Below are 18,818 nucleotides of genomic sequence, written 5' to 3'. Positions count from 1 at the left end.
TGCCGGCCGATGATCTTCGGACCGCGGCGGCGGCGCGACGCGCTCAAGAACATCCAGGCTGAGCGCAACACCTTCCTGACCCGCAGCATCACCGCGGCGATCCTCGCCGCGTTCGGCCTTGTTGCGCTGATCACGCGCCTGATCGATCTGCAAGTCACCGACTACGCCTACTTCTCCACGCGCGCCGACGAGAACCGCATGCGCGTCGTGCCGGTCGCGCCGGTCCGCGGTCTGATCTACGACCGCAACGGAGTCATCCTCGCGCAGAACCAGCCGTCGTTCGTGCTCGAGGTGACCTCGGAACAGGTCGATAACGTCGATTTGCTGCTGAGCGAGATCGGCAAGGTCGTCAGCCTCAACGACAACGACATCGAGCGCTTCAAGGACCGCGTCCGCAAGACACCGCGCTATCGCGGCGTGCCGCTGCGCGCCAACCTGTCGATCGAGGAGGTGGCGCGCTACGAGATCAACCGTCACGAGTATCGCGGCGCCGAAGTGATCGCCGGCCTGTCGCGCAACTATCCGATGGGCGCCAGCGCGGTGCACGTCATCGGCTACGTCAGCGGCATCACCGAAAAAGAACTGCAGACGATCGACGAGAAGGCCTATCAGGGCATCGACCAGATCGGCAAGGTCGGCATCGAGAAGAGCCATGAAGACTTGCTGCGCGGCGAACCCGGCGCCAAGATCATCGAAGCCAATGCCTATGGCCGGCCGCTGCGCGAGCTTGAGTACCGGCGCGGCTATCCGGGACGCAACCTGTTTCTGTCGCTGGACAGCAAGGTACAGAAAGTCGCCGAAGACGCGCTCGGCGAGCTGAACGGGTCGATCGTCGCGATCGACCCGCGCAATGGCGAGGTGATCGCGCTGGTCAGCAAGCCCGGCTACGACCCGCACGGCTTCGTCGACGGCATCGACAGCAAGACCTACAAGGCGTTGCTCGACGATCCGGGCCGGCCGCTCTACAACCGCGCGCTGCAGGGCACTTATCCGCCCGGCTCGACGGTCAAGCCGGCGATGGCGCTCGCCGGGCTCGAGTACGGCGTCGTCGATCCGGGCCACAGCGAATTCTGCCGCGGCGAAATGTCACTGCCCGGCTCTTCGCGCAAATATCGTTGCTGGAAGCGCAGCGGCCATGGCTGGGCCGACATGAAGGCCGGCGTCATGCGCTCCTGTGACATCTATTTCTACCAGCTCGCGATGTCGCTGGGCATCGATCGCATCCATGACGCGATGACCCGCTTCGGTCTCGGTGTCGCCACCGGCCTGGATTTGCCGCAGGAGAAGAACGGCCTGTTTCCTTCGCGCGAGTGGAAGCAGCGCGTGCGCAAGGAAAACTGGTATCCGGGCGAAACGCTCAACATCGGCATCGGCCAGGGCTTCACGCTGGTGACGCCGGTGCAGCTCGCACAGATGACCGCGCGCATCGCGATGCGCGGCGGCGGCTTCGTGCCGCACCTGCTGGCTTCGGTGGAAGACCCGATCACGCGCCAACGCGTCGACGAAACGCCCAAGGCGCTGGAGCCGATTGTGCTCAAGGACAACAAGACTTGGGAAACCGTCATCGAAGCGATGCACGAAACCGCGCAGTCGCCGACCGGCACGGCGTTCAAGGTCGGCAAGGACGCGGCATACACGATGGCCGCCAAGACCGGCACCGCGCAGGTCGCCGGCCTGCGCCAGGACGAGAAGAAGGCGCCGACGCTCGAAGAAACTCCGGTCCATCTGCGCGATCACGCGTTGTTCATCGCCTTCGCGCCGGTCGATGAGCCACGCATCGCCATCGCGGTGATTGCCGAACACGCCGGTGGCGGCAGTACCAATGCCGGTCCGATGGCACGCAAGGTCTTGGATCAGTACATGCTCGGCGAGGTGCGTTACGGCGTGCCTGTCGCCACTCCGGGACCGGACGGCGTCATCCCCGCCACGCCCGGCGCCGCGTCAGCACCCTCGGCGACGCCAGGCGCGGCAGCGCCGGCGACCACGGCGAAGCCCGCCCCCGCCCCCACCCCGACGCCCAAGCCCAAGGCCACAGCGGCGCCGACGCCGAACGGAGCGCCCCAGTGATTTCGCACGTACTACACGGCAACCGGTCGCGGCGCCCCGAACCTGGCATGGGCGACATGTTCCTCACCTGGCATATCGACCTGCCGCTGCTGCTGATGCTGCTCGGCATCGCCGGCCTGGGCATGTTCGTGCAGTACTCCGCGTCCGGACATTCGATGCCGGCGGTGTGGAGCCAGGCGCAGCGCGTCGCCCTGGGCGTGTTTGCGATGATTGCGGTCGCGCAGGCACCGCCGGATCTGTATCGCACCGTGGCGCCGTGGGCTTACCTGTTCACCACGCTGCTGCTCGTGCTCGTGCTGGTGCTTGGCGATCATGCCAAGGGCGCGCAGCGCTGGCTCGACCTTGGCGTGATCCGCTTCCAGCCTTCGGAAATCATGAAGCTGGCAATGCCGATGACGGTCGCCGCATTCCTCCATCACCGACGCTTGCCGCCAAGCCTGATGACGATCTTCATCACGCTGATCATCATCGGCATCCCGGTCGGCCTCATCCTCGATCAACCCGATCTCGGCACTGCACTGCTGATCGTCGCCGCCGGCGGCTTCGCGCTGTTTCTCGCCGGCCTGCAATGGCGTTACATCATCGGCAGCCTGGCCGCCGTCGGCGCCGCCGCACCGCTGCTGTGGGAGCGCCTGCACGAGTACCAGCAGAAACGCATCCTGACCCTGCTCGATCCGGAGAGCGATCCGCTCGGCGCCGGCTATCACATCACGCAGTCGAAGATCGCGATCGGCTCCGGCGGCCTGTTCGGCAAGGGCTGGCTCAACGGCACACAGGCCAAGCTCGATTTTCTCCCCGAAGCGCATACCGATTTCATCTTCGCGGTATTCGCCGAGGAACTCGGCCTGCTCGCGGTGATTGCGCTGCTGCTGCTCTACGTCGCCATCATCGGCCGCTGCATGTGGATCTCGCTGCGCGCCCAGGACACCTATCAGCGTCTGCTGGGCGGCGCGCTGTCGCTGACCTTCTTCATCTACGTCTTCATCAACGTCGGCATGGTCATCGGCCTGCTGCCCGTCGTGGGTGTGCCGCTGCCGCTGATCAGCTACGGCGGCACCTCGGCCGTGTCGTTGCTGGCGTGCTTCGGTATGCTGATGTCGATCCATACCCATCGAAAACTGCTCTCAAAGTGACGAATCGTCTGCAGGCCCCCATGGCGGCGCTTGCCATGATGCTGTTTGGCGTCAATGCGCAGGCCGACTACAGCAATCACCCTCGCGTGCCGGAGCTGCTGCAACGGCTGAGCACGGATTACGCGTTCACCGCGGCCGAGCTCGACAGCGTCAGGCAGGCGCTGCTCAGCGCCGAACGCCTGCCGCAGCTGGTCGAGCGCGAACAGAAGGCACCGGAGAAGACCGAAACCTGGACGCAGTATTCGCGTCGCATCGACGACAGCCGCATCAATGGCGGCATCGAAGCGCTTGCGCTGTATGCGCCGTGGTTTGCGCGTGCGGAACTCGAGTATGGCGTTTCGCCGGCGGTCATCGCCGGCATCCTCGGCATCGAAACCCGCTTCGGCCGCATCACCGGCTCGGTGCGCGTGCTCGATGCGCTGAGCACGCAGGGCTTCGATCATCCGACGCGGCAGACGTTCTTCTTCAGCGAGCTCACCGAGTACTTTGCGTTCTGTCGCGATTTCGGCTTTCCGCCAGACGGGCCGAAGGGCTCCTACGCCGGCGCGATGGGTGCCGCGCAGTTCATGCCGAGCAACTACCGCAAGCTCGCGATCGATTTCGACGGCGACGGCAAGCGCGATCTGTGGACGCTGCCGGACGCGATCGGCTCGATCGCACGCTATCTCACCGCCTACGACCGCAATCGCGCCTGGCGGCGCGGCGAGCCGCTCGCGATACCCGCGCAGCTGCGCGGCGATGCGCTGAAGAAGGGCACGGTCGTCAACGGACGGCAGACCAACTACCGCGCCTCCGAGCTGAAGAAGCTCGGCATCGAGATTGCCGTCACGCTGCCGGAAGACCAGGCGCTCGGCATTCTTGAACTGCCGCTCGACGACGGCAGCAACGAATACTGGGTGGCGCTGCCGAACTTCTATTCGGTGATGACCTACAACCCGCGCGTGTTCTACGGCATGGCGGTGACGCGGCTGTCGCAGCGCATCGAAGACAGCATGCAGGCCGCCAGCGACGCCGCGGCCGTCAACAGGATCGCGGATTGAGTTGCCGGCAACGGCCAGTCGCATGGCTGTTTGCGCTGCTGACGCTGGCGGCGTTGACCGCCTGCGGTCCGCTGCCGCCCCGCGGACCCAGCTCGTATCCGCCGCGAGGACCCAACTCGCATCCTGATCTGCCGTCGCAGCGATCCGGCAAGCCGGTCACCAATGCCGGTCGCTACAGCATGGAAAAGGATGCCTATCCGGATCGCTCGGAGGTGCCGGATGGCATCGAGAACACGCCGGACGCCATCCCCCGCCGAGAACCTCGCTCGCGCAGCGGCAATTCACCGGTCTACGAAGTCTTCGGCAAGACCTACCGTGTGCTGTCGGACGCCGAAGGCTACAGCGAGCGCGGCGGGGCTTCCTGGTACGGCAAGAAATTCCAGGGGCACAACACCGCGAGCGGCGAAAAGTACGACATGTACAAGATGACCGCGGCACACAAGTCGCTGCCCTTGCCGACCTACGCGCGCGTCACGCGCCTGGACAGCGGCAAGAGCGTCATCGTCCGCATCAACGATCGCGGGCCGTTCCATTCCGATCGGGTCATCGACCTGTCCTATGCGGCGGCGGCGCGGCTCGGCATGCTCGATCACGGCAGCACCCAGGTCGAAGTCACCGCACTAGACCCGATGGATACGCCGACTGCCGTCGCATCGGACGGCGGGCGCAGCAGCGTGCCGGTCACCGCGACCGTCGATGCCTTGCCGCCGACCGCGAAGAACAATGCCTGGCTGCAGGTCGGCGCGTTCGCCGATCCGATCAATGCGGTGCAGATGCGCGAGGAGCTCAAGCGCCGCGGCCGCAAGGACGCGCAGATCGTCGTCAGCGAGTCCAACGGCCTGGCGGTGCACCGGGTCGTGTTCGGACCCTTCAGCGACCTGGCCGCCCTGCACAACGCCGAGGCGGCGCTACGCTCGCTGGGTTACTCAACGGTCCCGGCGCATTGAGCGCGGGCCTGCCTGCGCTGTTGCGATAAACTGCGCGCCTGCCGAAACCCATTCTCCCTGCGTTCACTGTTCGATATGAAGCCCTTGATCCGCTCGTTGTGCCTGGCTGTCCTCGCCCTGTCCGCCGCCACGCAGGCCGTTGCCGACATTCCCACGCCGCCGGCCCTGGAAGCGCGCAGCTACGTACTGCTCGACTTCGCCAGCGGCCAGGTGCTCGCCGAGTTCAACGGCGATCAGCGCGTCGAGCCGGCCAGCATCACGAAGATCATGACGTCGTACATCACCTTCGATGAGCTGCAGAAGGGCAACATCCACGGCACCGACGACGTGCTGATCAGCGAGAAGGCCTGGCGCACGCCGGGCTCGCGCACGTTTGTCGAAGTCGGCAAGACGGTGAAGCTCAGCGATCTCGAACAGGGTTCGATCGTGCAGTCCGGCAACGATGCGACCGTCGCGATCGCCGAGCACATCGCCGGCGACGAGTCTGTCTTCGCGCAGCTGATGAACAAGCATGCCGCGGCAATCGGCATGAAGAACACGAACTACGAGAACGCGACCGGCCTGCCCTCGCCGAACCACTACACGACCGCCCATGACGTGGCGCTGCTCGGACAGGCGCTGATCCGCGACTTCCCCGAGGGCTACAAGATGTTCAGCGAGCGCGAGTTCACGTTCGGCCACGGCAGCCAGATCCGCCAGGGCAACCGCAACCTGCTGCTCGACATGGATCCGGGCGCCGACGGCATCAAGACCGGCCACACCGATGCCGCGGGCTACTGCCTCGCCGGCTCGTCGGTCCGCGACGGCCGCCGCCTGATCGCGGTTGTCATGGGCACTGCCGGCACGCGTCAGCGCGCGCAGGCGGCCAAGACGCTGCTTGATTACGGCTTCCGCTTCTACGAGAACGCCATGTTCTTCGGCGCCGACAAGCCGGCCGGCGATCTGCGCGTCTGGAAGGGCGCCACCGACCGCCTCACTTACGGCGTGCAGGAAGCCGTGGTGCTGGCGCTGCCACGCGGCACCGGCGGCAACGTCCAGGTCACGACACAGCTGAAGCCGGAGCCGGTCATTGCGCCGGTGACCGTCGGCCAGGTGCTCGGCTCGGCGACCTTGTCGGTCGACGGCAAGGTGCTGCGCACGGTCGATCTGGTCGCGCTGCAGCCCATCGAACAGGGCGGTTTCTTCATCCGCCTGATCGACACCATCCGTCTCTGGCTGGGCATCTAAGTGCCCCCGGCAGCGCCCCTGATCAGGAACCTGGGCCGCTGCGACTACGGCGAGACCTTCGCGCAGATGCGCGCATTCACCGATGCGCGCACGGCCGATACGCCAGACGAGCTGTGGCTGCTCGAGCACGAGCCGGTTTTCACCCAGGGTCAGGCCGGCAAGCCGGAGCACATCCTGGCCGCCGGTAACATTCCCGTCGTGCAGTCCGACCGTGGCGGCCAGATCACCTATCACGGCCCTGGTCAGCTCGTTGTCTACTTCCTGCTCGATCTGCAGCGCCTCGGCTACGGCATCCGCAGCCTGGTGACGCGCATCGAGCAGTCGATGATCGACACCCTCGCCGGCTACGCGATCAGCGCACAGGCCGACCCTCAGGCGCCGGGCGTCTATGTCGACCGCGCCGGCGACCTGCCCGGTCGCGCCAAGATCGGCTCGCTGGGCCTGCGCGTACGCCGCGGCTGCACGTATCACGGCCTGTCATTGAACGTAAAAATGAACTTGGAGCCGTTTTCAAGGATCAATCCCTGCGGGTATATCGGCCAGCGGATGACGCAAGTCGCTGATCTGGGCGGCCCCGGCACTGTGGCGACGGTAGGGAGTGACCTGATTCCGCATGTTCTGCTGCGCATTGCGTCACAACCCGCACCGGGCTGACCGCGGCGTTCAAGGCATGGACAGGCGGGTTCGCTACAATGCCGCCATCGAGCTTGTCCCGTCGTCCCGTCTGCAGATCGAATAACGAATGACCGACAGCACTGAACAGAATGCTGATGTCCTGGTTCGCGTCCGCGACCTGTCGTTTGGCTATGCCAATCGCAAAATCTACGACGGCATCGATGTCGACATCCGTCGCGGCCTCGTGACCGCGATCATGGGGCCGTCCGGCACCGGCAAGACCACGCTGCTGCGCATCATCGGCGGCCAGTGGAAGCCGAGCGCCGGCAGCGTGAAGTTCGACGGCGAGGAAGTGCACAAGCTCAACCGCGCCGGTCTGTACCGGCTGCGCAAGCGCATGGGCATGCTGTTCCAGAACGGCGCATTGCTGACCGATCTCACCGTCTTCGAGAACGTCGCCTATCCGCTGCGCGAACACACCAAGCTTGCGCCGGAACTGATCCGCGACATCGTACTGCTCAAGCTGGAAGCCGTCGGCCTGCGCGGCGCACGCGATCTCTATCCCGAACAACTGTCCGGCGGCATGTCGCGCCGCGTCGCGCTCGCACGCGCGATCGCGCTCGATCCGGACATGGTCATGTACGACGAGCCGTTCACCGGCCAGGATCCGATCAGCATGGGCGTGCTGATGCGCCTGATCCGTTCGCTCAACGAATCGCTCGGCATCACCAGCGTCGTCGTCTCGCACGACGTCGAGGAAGTGCTGACGATCGCCCACTACGCGTACCTGATCGCGGATGGCCGCGTGCTGGTGCAGGGCACGCCCGACGAGATTCGCCAGTCGGATTCGCCGCTCGTGCGGCAGTTCCTCGACGGCCGGCCGGATGGCCCGGTGCCGTTCCACTACAAGGGCGCGAGCCTGGAGCAGGATCTGATGGGGAGCGTCGCATGACCGGCATCTGGCAGGTGCTGTCGGCTTTTCTCGCCGGCCTCGGCCGCGCGCAGTTCTTCCTGTTCTCGATTCTCGCCGCGATACCGGCGGCGCTGATGCGTCCGCGCATCGTGGTCCAGCAGCTGTACAGCGTCGGCGTGCTGTCGATGATCATCATCGTCATCTCCGGCAGCTTCGTCGGCATGGTGCTGGCGCTGCAGGGCTATCGCACGCTCGTGCGCTTCGGCGCCGAGGAATCGCTGGGCGTCTTCGTCGCGATGGTCATCGTCCGCGAACTCGGGCCGGTCGTTACCGCGCTGCTGTTCGCCGGCCGCGCAGGCTCTGCACTTGCCGCCGAAATCGGCCTGATGCGCGCGACCGATCAGCTGTCGGCGATGGAGATGATGGCGGTCGATCCGATGCGCCGCGTCATTGCGCCGCGTTTCATTGCCGGCCTGATCGCCATGCCGCTGCTTGCCGGCATCTTCTGCGTCATGGCGATCGGCGTTGCCGGCGGACATGCGATCGGTGTCGATCTGCTCGGCGTCGATGCCGGAAGTTACTGGTCGCAGATCCGCGCCAGCGTCGGCGCCGAAGATCTGCGCCAGAGCTTTCTGAAGAGCACCGTGTTCGGTGCGACGATCAGCTGGATCGCGGTCTATCAGGGTTATCACGCGGCACCCACTTCCGAAGGTGTATCGCGCGCGACAACATCGACCGTCGTTGTTTCCTCACTGTCGATACTCGCGCTGGATTTCATCCTCACAGCGTTCATGTTCAATTAAGCGCCACAAGGTAAAACGACGATGCAATCGAGAGCTTTGGAGATTCTGGTCGGCTTCTTCGTCTGTCTGGGCGTCGCTGCCGTCTTCGTACTGACCTTCCGCGTCGCGAGTCTGGATTCCTACGGGAAGGGCGATACCTACCGCGTCACCGCCAAGTTCAACAACATCGGCGGTCTCAAGGCGGGTTCGGCGGTTACGGTCGCCGGCGTCAAGATCGGAAGGGTCGAATCCATCCAGATCGATCCCGCCAGCTTCCAGGCCGTCGTCGCGCTGGACATCGCGAAGAGCTACGACAAGATTCCCGAAGACTCGAGCGCGAAAATCCTGACCGCTGGATTGCTCGGTGAGCAATACATCGGTCTGGAAGCAGGCGGCATGGACGAGTATCTGGCAGACGGCAGCGAACTGTCCCTGACCCAGGGCGCAGTGGTGCTGGAAAACCTGATCGGCCAGTTCCTCGCCTCCGACAAGAACGACGGGAATGACAAACTCGCCGAAGCACTGGGAAAACTGGCTGACGCCGTCACCAACAAGGGTGGCGAGCAGCCTAAAGGAGCAACACCGTGATCAAGCGTCTGAGCACACTGGCAAGCCTTTTCATCGCAGCGACGCTGAGCGTCGCGGCACACGCCGAGAACGTCGCACCGGACAAGATCATCCGGACGGCCATCGATGAGGCGCGCGCGGACATTGCGAAGAATGTCGCGACCTACCAGAAGGACAACAAGGCGCTGTACGCCATGGTCGACAAGACCATCGTTCCGCACTTCGATACCGAGTACATCGCCAAGGTCATTCTCGGCACGCATCTGAAGACCGCGACGCCGGAACAGATCACCCAGTTCGGCGATGCCTTCAAGGACATGCTGATCGAGTCCTATGCCGACAAGCTGCTCGAGTACTACGACGGCATCGAGATCGAGATCAAGCCGGCGCGCATCGACGGCAAGAAGGCCAGCGTCGACACGACGATCGTCCGCAAGGATGGCAAGCCGCCGATCCCGATCCAGTTCTCGATGCGCGATTCCGGCACCGAGTGGAAGATCTGGGACATCAAGGCCGAGAACATCTCGCTGGTGCTCAACTACCGCACACAGCTCGATTCCGAGATCAAGAGCAAGGGCATTCCGGCCGTCATCGATCGCCTGCGCAAGGGTGAAGTGAAGCTCGAAGAGCCGCCCGTCAGCGCGGCGCAGTAACGGAGTTCCCGGTGACGATCCAGCTGGCCGCCGACGCCCTGAGCTTCGAGAAAGCCGCGCAGTGGTATGCGCGGCTCGATGAAATGGCCGCCACCGGCCAGATCGATCTGGCGCAGGTCCAGCAGGTCGACAGCGCCGGCACGGCGCTGCTGCTGGAACTGGCGCGGCGCGTGCGCCGCAAGGGCGGCAAGTTGGTCATCAGCAATCCGCCACAGCAGCTGCAGGATCTGCTGAAGTTCTTCGGCATCAGCCAACTATTGGGCATAGGCACGACGACCTGATGCGATTTGGGGGAACCATGGGGATGCGCATCGCTGCCGTGCTGTCGGCGGCCCTGCTCGGCGCCTGCGCGCACAATTCGCCGTACGAACCGAACGATCCGCTGGAAGTCATCAACCGGCCGATCTACAGCTTCAACATCACTGCCGACAAGTACGTCCTGAGGCCGGTGGCCAAAGGTTATGTGAAGGTTGTGCCTTCGCCGATCCGCACTGGCGTCAGCAACTTCATCGACAACTTTTTCTACCCGCGCGTGATCATCAACGATCTGCTGCAGGGCAAGTTCGTGCAGGCCTCGCAGGACACCGGCCGCCTGCTGCTGAACTCGACGTTCGGCCTGGCCGGCTTCCTCGATCCGGCAACGATCGTTGGCTGGAAGAAGAACGATGAAGACCTCGGCCAGACCTTCGGGCGCTGGGGCGTCGGCGACGGCTGGTATCTGATGCTGCCGTTCTACGGCCCGAGCTCCAACCGCGATCTGCTCGGTCGTGTCGGCGACAACTGGACCGATCCGATGACGTACATGGAGAACGCCGAGTTCCGCCACAGCGTCATGGCCGCCGGCGTCAAGGCCATCGATGCCCGCGTCGGCCTGCTCGACTTCGATTCCATCCTCGACCAGCAGCTCGACCCTTACGTGTTCATGCGCACGTTCTATCTGCAGCAACGCCTCAACGAGGTCTACGACGGCAATCCGCCGGCGGAGCTGATGGAACCGGAGCTGCCGGAATAGCGCTTGCCCTGCGCGCAGGCGCTGGGCATTCTTGCGTGACGCGGCGTCCTGCCGCACCGGCCCACCGGGGGGTGGAATGGCCATCGACATTCCGGCGCCGCTCGAGCCGCAGCTGTACAGCGGCAGCCCTGCGGAGTTCAGACAGCAGGCGAGCGCCGCTTCGGCACTGAGCTTCGGCAGATACCGGATTCATGCCGTCGGCGACGGCAGCCTGCCCAGCGACCAACAAGCGGCCGCGGTGGCCGACGCCGAAACCCTGTCGGACGCCGTCCGCGCCATCGCCTACGCGCATTACCTCGCGGGCCACCCGGCGACCCAGCTGCGCTACCTGCTGATCGGCGAGGATCTCTACATCGCGACCACCGCCGCGCCGATACAGGCGGTGCAGGGGCGTCCGGAACTCGCGCGCTACTTCGCGCCGCTGGTCGGCCTCGAAAACCCCAACGCCGCTGATCTGGAGCCTGCACGCGCATTGGCGAGCATCGAAGCGGATCGCCTTGGCATTGACGGCCAGCTGCGCTTTGCGCCGGCAGACGGCGGACTGACGCTGGAAATCGACGAGATCGCCGACGAGCCGCAGCATTTTGGCGCACGCTTCAATGTCGGCAATCCGGGCAATCGGTATGCCGGCCGTGAGTTCGCCGAAGCCGAGGCGCGCCTGACCAGCGGCGCCCTCGAATGGACCGGCAGCCAGCGCAGCGGACTCGGCGGAGAGAGCGACTACGACGAGCAGACCGTCGCCGTCAGCTGGGTCGCACCGCAGGGCCTGTTCGGTTTCTCCGGGCGCACGCTGCGTTACGCGCTGGGGGCCGGCGCCGGCGGCTTCGAAGGCCAGACCCGCCACCTCGGCCTGCAGTGGTCGGTGCTGCCGTACGCCGATTTCAGCACCCGCTGGTTGCTGACGCTGCGCGTCGACTCCAGCAACGACCGATTCGCCGATGCATCCGGCGCCACCCTGCTCGACGAGCGTTTCGATTCGCTCGGCGCGGATCTGAGCCGTTCGCGGGTCTGGGCCGAGGGCGACCACAACACCGAGTTGCAGCTCGCCTTGTCGATCGATGCCGGCCAGGGCAATAGCCGGGGCGAACCGGCGCTGATCAGTGCCGATGATCGTTTCCTGTCGCTGCGGCCGCGGATCAGCCTGAGCCACGAACTGGCCAAGCACTGGACCGGCACCGTCGAACTCGGCGGCCAGCACAGCGCCGACACCCTGCCCCAGCAGCAGCAGTTCGTCCTCGGCGGCAACCGCAGCCTCGGCGCCTGGCTGCCCGGCGTGGCCGTCGGCGACAGCGGCGCACTCGCCCGCGCGGAACTCGGTTATGCGTTTGATGCCTATGGTCTGGACCTGAAGCCGCGCCTGTTCGTCGAAGCGGCCAGCTGGGACCGCAATGGCGATCAGCCCAGCGCCCGCCAGCCAAGCGGCTGGCTTGCCGATACCGGCGCAGAGTTGACGCTCGCGGCGGCCCAATGGCTGGAAGCCGGCGTGAGCGCCGCAATCCCCCTGCCCGGGTCCGGCGGTCGCAATGCCGCCTTCGACGACGCCCGGGCGGATGTCTACTTCAGCGTCACGGTGCGTTACTGAGCGAAGCTTCGGGCCACTGTCGGCGCCGACGGCATCTTGCGCAGGATGCGGTACGCAATCTGCACTAAAGTAGGCGACGGAATGCGGGGGCATCCATGGCCAGCATTGGAACGATTGCCGACACCATCGCCAAGGCAGAGAGCGCGCTGCGTACCGGCAATGCCCTGCTGTGTTACGACCTCGTCAATGCCGCCCACCAGCTGGGGCCTTACGCCGCCGAGCTGGCACAGCGCCTCGATTACCTCGCCATCCTCTCGCTCGCCCACTGCGGCAGCACGCAGCGTGCGCTGAACCGTTACCACGCCGCGGAACGCCCGAAGGCGGCCAGCGATCAGGATTGGCTCGCGCTCGAAGGCCGCATGTTCAAGGACCTGGCGCGTCAGGGCGGCGCCGCCGCGCAGTTCATGTACGCGCGCGCCGCCGAGTCGTACTGGCTGGCTTTCCGTCAGACCGGCGGCTACTTCAGCGCCATCAACGCGGCGACGATGTTCATGCTCTCTGGCGACGCCAGCCGTGCGCAGACCCTGGCGCGCGAAGTGCTGGCGCAGACCGACGATCTGCCCGGTGCGGACGAACTCGAGCGCTATAACCTGCTCGTCAGCCAGGCCGAAGCCGCGTTGCTGCTCGAGGATGTCGAGACCAGCAAACGTGCGCTGCGCAATGCGGACAAGCTGGCCCGCAGCCACCGCACGGCGCGCGCAAGAACCGTGCAGCAGCTGCAACTGATCTGCCAGCACTTGCGCCTCGGCAAGACGATTCCGGCTTTGCTGACGGTGCCGCCGCAGATCTTCGTCTACCGCGACGCGGACTTTGCGGTCAGCCAGCTGCCGCCCGCACATCAGCGCATGGCCGAGAACTTTGCCGTCCCCGATATCGAACTCGCCGGGGCGACCGCCTACGTCGGCCTGCTCGATCCGATCGACCTCTGCGTCGTCGAGCAGCTGATCGATCGCGGCGTGCATGTCTCGCTGACCATTGCCGGCACGCGCGACATGCTCAGTGCCGCCTGGCATGCGCAATATGACGCCGGCTGGGCCCTGCGCCTGGCGCGCACGCTGGAACGCGCGGGCGAGATCAACGCGACGCGCGGCTTCCTGCACAGCGAAACCCGCTGGCTGCGTCAGCACATCGCCGGCAAGTCACTGGGCCTGTCGCGCCATGCACCGGACGGCATCCGCTCGCAGTGGCTGGGCATGATCGCCGAACCCGACAACAGTGCCCTGCGATTCAGGATGCGCGCCCTGGACAATGCGCAGCTGCGCACGATCGAGCGCACGCTGTCGGATCGGCACTGCCCACTATCCGAGCAACCGCGGCAGGCCGGCATGAAGGAGCGCCGCCTCTGCGCACTGCTGGTCGCTCATTTCAGCGACGAGCAGGCGCTCGACGACGCCGCGCTGGCACGTCTGCGCTCGCGCATCCTGGCGCCCGTTGCCCAGCACCTCGGCAAGCACGGCGCGAAAGTGCTCATGCGCAGACTTCACGATCGCAGCCTGCTGGTCGCGACCGACGATCCGGACACCGCCGCGCAATGCGCACTCGCCATCGCGCAGATTCATCACGACGCCGTCGGCAGTGCCGATGCGCAGACTTCGCTGCCGCAGGAGGTCCGCCTGCTGATTCACATGGGGCCGGTCAGCCTGGGCGACGATCCGATCGACGCTCAGCCGGGACTGTTCGGCACCGAGCTCTCGTTCTGCGAAACCCATGCGGCCCAGCTGCCGCCGGGCGGCGTGTTCGTCACCGAAGCTTGCGTGGCCGCGCTCGGCCTGGCCGGCAGCACGCAGTACCGCCTTGAGTACGTCGGCGAGTCGCTGTCGTCGGCGACGATCAGCGCGGAGCGGCTGTTCAACCTCAAGCCAGCAATCTGAGCCGCGCTATTTCGCCGGCGCGGGCCGCACGACGATGTCGTGGCCGTCGATCGCCACCAAGCCGTCGGCTTCAAGCGTGCGCAGGCCGCGCGCAATCATCTCGCGCGAACAGCCGAGCATCGCCGCCAATTCCAGGCGGTTGATGCGCAAGGCCATGCCGCCGGCCGTGTGCTGGGCTTCGGGCTTGCTGCTGAGCCAGCGCAGCGTGCGCAACAGGCGCGCGGTGACATCCAGGAAGAAGTGATCCGCAGTCTTGCGGTAACCGCCTTCGATGCGCGTCGCCAGCTGGCCGAGGAGACACATCGCCAGGTCCGGCTCCTGCTGGGCCAACCGACGGAAATCCTCGGCATTGATGCTGGCGACGAGCGCACTGCCGCGTGCGCGCACCAGCGTCGCCGACGACAGGCGCGGCGTGCACAAGGTGCTTTCGCCGAAGAAATCGCCCGGATGGAAAATATCGAGAATCGCCTGCTCGCCATCCTCGTGCTCGACGATCAGCGCAGCCGTGCCTTCCAGCATCAGATGGACATTGCGTGCGTCGGCGCCGCGCACAATCAGCTGCCGCGGCCGGAAACTCTGCTTGGCCGCCATCGCGATCACCCGGTGAATCACAGGCTGCTCGAACAGCATGGCTACCCCCCGATAGCTGAAATTAATGTACACCGGCACCCCCACTAAGAGAAAACGATCCCCGCTCTCTCCGGCCCGCCCCTCTGCCAGGGCCGCGATCCGGGTGCCCCATCATTCATGAGCCCGGCCCGGCCGACTGTGCCAAGCAGTTGGCAAAACCCTGCCCGGCGGACGGGAATACCGTGTTCATGGCCGCCGCGGCGTGCGTTTCGCAGCGAGACGGCCGAACAGCGGAGCACCGACATGCAGACCTTCAACCTCCACCGCCTGACCAGTGCCGCCGGCCTTGGCATGGCAATGACCGACGTCCACGCCTACACCGCCGCCCAGATCTATCCAGGCGTCGGCGATACCGGCGTGCCGGCCGCGCTCGCCAGCCTGGTCTGGGTCCCCATTGTTGTCCTGGTCTTCGCCCTGGGGATCGCCTTGCTCTGGCTGCTGCGTACGCCTGCAACCGCACGCAAGGTCCAGACCAGCGCCGGGTCGGTTGCGTTACGCCAGCCTCGCCGCAACCGCCGCCTGCCACGGCCGGCGCTGGCGCAGCACCGCACCGCGCCTCATCGGCGCGCAGTGCTGTCCACCTGATCGATCGTGACGGTTGCCTGTCGCTGAAGACGGCGGCGGGCGGGCGGTGAAGATGCGCTAAGCTCGAACCACCTTCGGGGGGAGGTTTCGAGCACGTGGCTGAGCAGTACAAGTACTGGGCCTTCATCAGCTACAGCCACCAGGATCGCGTCTGGGGCGACTGGCTGCACAAGACGCTGGAAACCTATCGCGTCCCCCGCCGCCTTGTCGGCCAGCCCTCGCGCGACGGCCAGGTGCCGGCGCGGCTGTTCCCGATCTTCCGCGACCGCGACGAGCTGCCCAGCTCCGCGAACCTTGGCGATGCGCTCAACGAATCGCTGCGCGAATCGCGCTACCAGATCGTCATCTGCTCGCCGCGCGCGGCCGCGTCGAAGTGGGTCAACGAAGAGATCAAGTACTTCAAGTCGCTCGGCCGCGAGGACCGCGTGCTGTGCCTGATCGTCGGCGGCGAGCCGAACGTCTTCGACATCCCCGGCCGCGACATCGAGGAATGCTTTGCGCCGGCGCTGCGCTACCGTGTCGACCGCAACGGCCAGATCACCCACGAGATCGCCGAGCCGATCGCCGCCGATGCGCGCGAGCACGCCGACGGCAAGCGCGGCGCCAAGCTCAAGCTGCTGTCCGGTCTGCTCGGCGTCGGCTACGACGAACTCGTCCAGCGCGAACGCCAGCGCCAGTTCTGGCAGCGCCTGCAACAGACCGCGTTGGCGGCCGCTGTCGTCGGCTTGTTCGTCGGCGGCTGGCAATGGTTCGCCACGCAGCGCGCCGCGCGTGAACACGAGATCGTCGTCGAGCAACTGACCGAAAGCGGACGGCTCGAACTGCTCGCCGGCCATCAGGCCCGCGCCGCCGTGCTGCTCAACGAAGCCTATAAGCGCGGCAATGATTCGGTGCCACTGCGCTTCATGCTCGCGCAGGCGATGAAGCCGGTTGAAGCGCTGACCGATGTACGGGTCAAGCACGGCGGTGTTGCGGTCTACAAATCGGCGTTCAGCCCTGACGGAAAGCAGTTCGTGTTGCATGTATTGACCGAGGGCACGAGCCACCAGAAAGCCGTTCTCAAGCTATACGACGCCACCACCGGCGCACAGATCGCGACGCTCGCCGATGCGCCGCCGCAGCCGCTGGCGATCAAATTCTTGAACAGCGGCACGCATCTGCTCGCCACCGGCTTTCCCGACGACAGTCGCATCGGCGCACCACAGACCTGGATCTGGGCGATGAAGACCCCGGATATGCCGATTCGCATCGATGGCATCAACGGCTTGGCCGGCCTTTCGGTCAACGCCGACGACAGCGGCATGCTGATCGCGACGGCAAAGGGACTGGAAATTCGCGATCCGCTGACTGGAAGGCTACTGCGGACCTTCCTGCCTGGACAGGCGATCGAAGCGGCAAGCTACAGTTCTGACGGCCAGCGCATTGCCGTCGGTCGTGGAGGTGGCACCGTGCAGGTGCTCTCTGCCGGGGATGGGCACGTTATCGAGACGCTGCGCGACCCCAGCGGCTTCCGGGTCGGCGCATTGATGTTTACACCGCAGGACAATCGCCTGATCGCGCTCTCTGGTCGCGATGACGTCGCATTGCTGCTGGGCGACATCCGCGTCTGGGACGTAGAAAGCGGCGAAATGCGCATCGCATTTGCCGCTGATCGGGGATTCCTCAACGATCTGCAGTTCGATCGGAAAGGCGAAACCTATCTGACTGTCGGCAGCGAAGGCTACAAGGTCTGGAGCACCGGTCGAGCCATCCTGCTTTTTTCCGTACCGCGAACGCTGACGCCTTATGCAGGCGGCGCATTCAGCCCCGATGGTCGCAGCCTAGTCACTGCGGACTTCGACAACAAGACGTCTGAAGCTTGGGATATTTCCTCGAAGCGTCTGCTCTATACGCTCGACCTGCACAGCGATGGCATCAGCAACGCCGCTTTCGATGCGGATGGAAAACGTATCCTTGTTTCCAGTCGCGACGGAAAGGCGGAAATCTGGCACCGGCCTGCCCTGCCTGTATGGCAAGTGGAGTCCTTCGAGACCTTGCCGTTCTGCCTGCGCTTCAACCCTGCCGGAGACCGCTTGTATGTCGGAGGCGGCAGCAGCCTCGGGCAAGTCCAGACCTTCGACGTTGGCAAGCAAGAGGTTCTGCAAACCTACGCTGGCCATCAGGGCGTCGTGCTCGATCTGGCCATCAGCCCGGACGAACGCACGCTGGCAACAGCAAGTCTCGACGGCACTGCGGGACTCTGGAATCTGGATTCCGGGCTGCGTAGCGCGCGGCTGGAACATAACTCGCTGGGCGTCTTTCGCGTGGAGCTGGACAAGGCCGGAGATCGTGTCGTCACAACCACTCCGTACGAAACTTTCGCCGACCAGGACGCGGCGGGGCTTTGGGACATGACCAGCGGAGCACGCATAGCCTCTCTGGCACATGAGGGGATGGTGTACTCGGCACATTTCGACCCAGCCGGTGAGCGCGTCGTCACCGCGGGTGTCGACGGCGCGGTTCGCATCTGGGACGCCCGGAATGGAAAGCTGGAACTGGAGCTTCCGAACCTCGGAGCGAGAGCTCGCAGCGCGCGATTCAGCGCCGACGGTCAACAACTGCTGATCACCTGCCATGACGGCAGCGTACGCATCAGCAGCAGCCGCAACGGCAACACGATCCACGAACTGCGCGACGCGTCGTTGGGCCTGCCCGAGGACGCAGTCTATTCACCGGACGGGCAGACTGTTGCCATCGCAGTCCAATCCGGCGAGATCTGGCTCTGGTCGCCGGCACATGATGGCAAGCTGATTCTCAAAGGCCACCAACAGTCGGTGGAGCGCCTGTTCTTCTCCGCCGACGGCACCCTGCTCTTTACCGACAGCCGCGACGGCAGTGTCCGCGCCTGGGCAACGACGACGGGACGCGAACTGGGAGTTCTGCTGGCGTTCGATCGCGGGGTCAACAGCATGGACATCAGCACAGCGACCCAGCAGTTGGCTGCCAGCGCATGGGGCAGTTTTGCGATCGCGGACATTGCGGCCGAATCCCGGAGCAGCGCAGAGGTCGGCCGCCACCTGGATTGCGACTCACCCTGGACTCTCGATCCAGCGACTTTGACGCTGGCTCCCAGACAGCAATCCAGTGCGCAGTGCCGGTAGATGAGGGCTATTGCCCGGAAGCACCGGCACGAACACAAGGCCAAGTGTTCGTGC

The 18,818-nt window shown here is 65.3% G+C and carries 17 protein-coding genes; 16 read left to right on the top strand and 1 reads right to left on the bottom strand.

Going from position 1 to position 18,818, the window contains the following annotated elements; all coding sequences use genetic code 11:
* Window positions 1-9 precede the first annotated feature (9 nt).
* The 14 genes from mrdA (at window position 10) to AC3WUF_RS05900 (ending at window position 14,409) form a co-directional block, all read left to right on the top strand.
* Window positions 10-2,067: a penicillin-binding protein 2 gene (gene mrdA, locus AC3WUF_RS05965; protein WP_492423397.1), complete on the top strand. Its 2,058-nt coding sequence runs from the start codon at window positions 10-12 to the stop codon at window positions 2,065-2,067.
* Between the two features lie 47 nt (window positions 2,068-2,114).
* The gene (gene rodA / locus AC3WUF_RS05960) at window positions 2,115-3,200 is read left to right on the top strand and encodes a rod shape-determining protein RodA (protein ID WP_492423395.1); all 1,086 of its coding nucleotides are present in this window, start codon (window positions 2,115-2,117) and stop codon (window positions 3,198-3,200) included.
* Between the two features lie 20 nt (window positions 3,201-3,220).
* The gene (locus AC3WUF_RS05955) at window positions 3,221-4,240 is read left to right on the top strand and encodes a lytic murein transglycosylase (RefSeq protein WP_492423393.1); all 1,020 of its coding nucleotides are present in this window, start codon (window positions 3,221-3,223) and stop codon (window positions 4,238-4,240) included.
* Window positions 4,237-5,187 carry a septal ring lytic transglycosylase RlpA family protein gene (locus tag AC3WUF_RS05950; RefSeq protein ID WP_492423391.1) on the top strand — a complete coding sequence of 317 codons (951 nt, stop codon included), beginning with the start codon at window positions 4,237-4,239 and terminating at the stop codon, window positions 5,185-5,187. Before AC3WUF_RS05955 ends, AC3WUF_RS05950 begins: the two co-directional genes overlap by 4 nt.
* Before the next feature lie 75 nt (window positions 5,188-5,262).
* On the top strand, window positions 5,263-6,414 hold the full coding sequence (locus AC3WUF_RS05945; protein ID WP_492423389.1) for a D-alanyl-D-alanine carboxypeptidase family protein: 1,152 nt from the start codon (window positions 5,263-5,265) through the stop codon (window positions 6,412-6,414).
* The gene (gene lipB, locus AC3WUF_RS05940; RefSeq protein ID WP_492423387.1) at window positions 6,415-7,068 is read left to right on the top strand and encodes a lipoyl(octanoyl) transferase LipB; all 654 of its coding nucleotides are present in this window, start codon (window positions 6,415-6,417) and stop codon (window positions 7,066-7,068) included. It begins immediately after the preceding gene.
* Window positions 7,069-7,156: 88 nt separating this feature from the next.
* On the top strand, window positions 7,157-7,981 hold the full coding sequence (locus AC3WUF_RS05935) for an ABC transporter ATP-binding protein (RefSeq protein WP_492423385.1): 825 nt from the start codon (window positions 7,157-7,159) through the stop codon (window positions 7,979-7,981).
* Window positions 7,978-8,745, top strand: coding sequence for a lipid asymmetry maintenance ABC transporter permease subunit MlaE (gene mlaE, locus AC3WUF_RS05930; RefSeq protein ID WP_492423383.1), 768 nt, complete (start codon window positions 7,978-7,980; stop codon window positions 8,743-8,745). The genes AC3WUF_RS05935 and mlaE overlap by 4 nt, the downstream gene beginning before the upstream one ends.
* 21 nt (window positions 8,746-8,766) lie before the next feature.
* Window positions 8,767-9,312 carry an outer membrane lipid asymmetry maintenance protein MlaD gene (mlaD, locus tag AC3WUF_RS05925; protein ID WP_492423381.1) on the top strand — a complete coding sequence of 182 codons (546 nt, stop codon included), beginning with the start codon at window positions 8,767-8,769 and terminating at the stop codon, window positions 9,310-9,312.
* The gene (locus AC3WUF_RS05920; protein WP_492423380.1) at window positions 9,309-9,944 is read left to right on the top strand and encodes an MlaC/ttg2D family ABC transporter substrate-binding protein; all 636 of its coding nucleotides are present in this window, start codon (window positions 9,309-9,311) and stop codon (window positions 9,942-9,944) included. Before mlaD ends, AC3WUF_RS05920 begins: the two co-directional genes overlap by 4 nt.
* A gap of 11 nt (window positions 9,945-9,955) precedes the next feature.
* A complete protein-coding gene (locus tag AC3WUF_RS05915; protein WP_492423378.1) occupies window positions 9,956-10,225 on the top strand; it encodes an STAS domain-containing protein in 270 nt (89 codons plus the stop codon).
* 23 nt (window positions 10,226-10,248) lie between these two features.
* Window positions 10,249-10,956: an MlaA family lipoprotein gene (locus tag AC3WUF_RS05910; protein WP_492423376.1), complete on the top strand. Its 708-nt coding sequence runs from the start codon at window positions 10,249-10,251 to the stop codon at window positions 10,954-10,956.
* Between the two features lie 76 nt (window positions 10,957-11,032).
* Window positions 11,033-12,538, top strand: a complete 1,506-nt coding sequence (locus tag AC3WUF_RS05905) for a ShlB/FhaC/HecB family hemolysin secretion/activation protein (protein ID WP_492423374.1) — start codon at window positions 11,033-11,035, stop codon at window positions 12,536-12,538.
* Between the two features lie 164 nt (window positions 12,539-12,702).
* A complete protein-coding gene (locus tag AC3WUF_RS05900; protein WP_492423575.1) occupies window positions 12,703-14,409 on the top strand; it encodes a tetratricopeptide repeat-containing protein in 1,707 nt (568 codons plus the stop codon).
* A gap of 6 nt (window positions 14,410-14,415) precedes the next feature.
* On the opposite strand, the gene AC3WUF_RS05895 is transcribed toward AC3WUF_RS05900, so the two are convergent.
* Complete coding sequence (locus tag AC3WUF_RS05895) at window positions 14,416-15,039, bottom strand: cyclic nucleotide-binding domain-containing protein (RefSeq protein ID WP_492423372.1); 624 nt, start codon at window positions 15,037-15,039, stop codon at window positions 14,416-14,418.
* Between the two features lie 243 nt (window positions 15,040-15,282).
* Between AC3WUF_RS05895 and AC3WUF_RS05890 the strand changes: the two genes are divergently transcribed.
* Window positions 15,283-15,624 (top strand): hypothetical protein, encoded by a 342-nt coding sequence (locus tag AC3WUF_RS05890; RefSeq protein ID WP_492423370.1) that lies wholly within the window; start codon window positions 15,283-15,285, stop codon window positions 15,622-15,624.
* Between the two features lie 95 nt (window positions 15,625-15,719).
* Window positions 15,720-18,764, top strand: a complete 3,045-nt coding sequence (locus tag AC3WUF_RS05885; protein ID WP_492423368.1) for a toll/interleukin-1 receptor domain-containing protein — start codon at window positions 15,720-15,722, stop codon at window positions 18,762-18,764.
* The last annotated feature ends 54 nt before the right edge of the window (window positions 18,765-18,818 follow it).

The sequence above is a fragment of the Fontimonas sp. FW305-C-3 genome, assembly GCF_058783185.1.
Note: the sequence above shows the minus strand (reverse complement) of the source record. Positions and strands in the feature narration are given on the sequence as shown.

Coding starts and splice junctions, on each gene's coding strand:
- mrdA (WP_492423397.1), top strand. CDS start 10: ATGATCTTCGGACCGCGGCGGCGGCGCGACGCGCTCAAGAACATCCAG.
- rodA (WP_492423395.1), top strand. CDS start 2,115: ATGGGCGACATGTTCCTCACCTGGCATATCGACCTGCCGCTGCTGCTG.
- AC3WUF_RS05955 (WP_492423393.1), top strand. CDS start 3,221: ATGGCGGCGCTTGCCATGATGCTGTTTGGCGTCAATGCGCAGGCCGAC.
- AC3WUF_RS05945 (WP_492423389.1), top strand. CDS start 5,263: ATGAAGCCCTTGATCCGCTCGTTGTGCCTGGCTGTCCTCGCCCTGTCC.
- AC3WUF_RS05935 (WP_492423385.1), top strand. CDS start 7,157: ATGACCGACAGCACTGAACAGAATGCTGATGTCCTGGTTCGCGTCCGC.
- mlaE (WP_492423383.1), top strand. CDS start 7,978: ATGACCGGCATCTGGCAGGTGCTGTCGGCTTTTCTCGCCGGCCTCGGC.
- mlaD (WP_492423381.1), top strand. CDS start 8,767: ATGCAATCGAGAGCTTTGGAGATTCTGGTCGGCTTCTTCGTCTGTCTG.
- AC3WUF_RS05910 (WP_492423376.1), top strand. CDS start 10,249: ATGCGCATCGCTGCCGTGCTGTCGGCGGCCCTGCTCGGCGCCTGCGCG.
- AC3WUF_RS05905 (WP_492423374.1), top strand. CDS start 11,033: ATGGCCATCGACATTCCGGCGCCGCTCGAGCCGCAGCTGTACAGCGGC.
- AC3WUF_RS05895 (WP_492423372.1), bottom strand. CDS start 15,039: ATGCTGTTCGAGCAGCCTGTGATTCACCGGGTGATCGCGATGGCGGCC.
- AC3WUF_RS05890 (WP_492423370.1), top strand. CDS start 15,283: ATGCAGACCTTCAACCTCCACCGCCTGACCAGTGCCGCCGGCCTTGGC.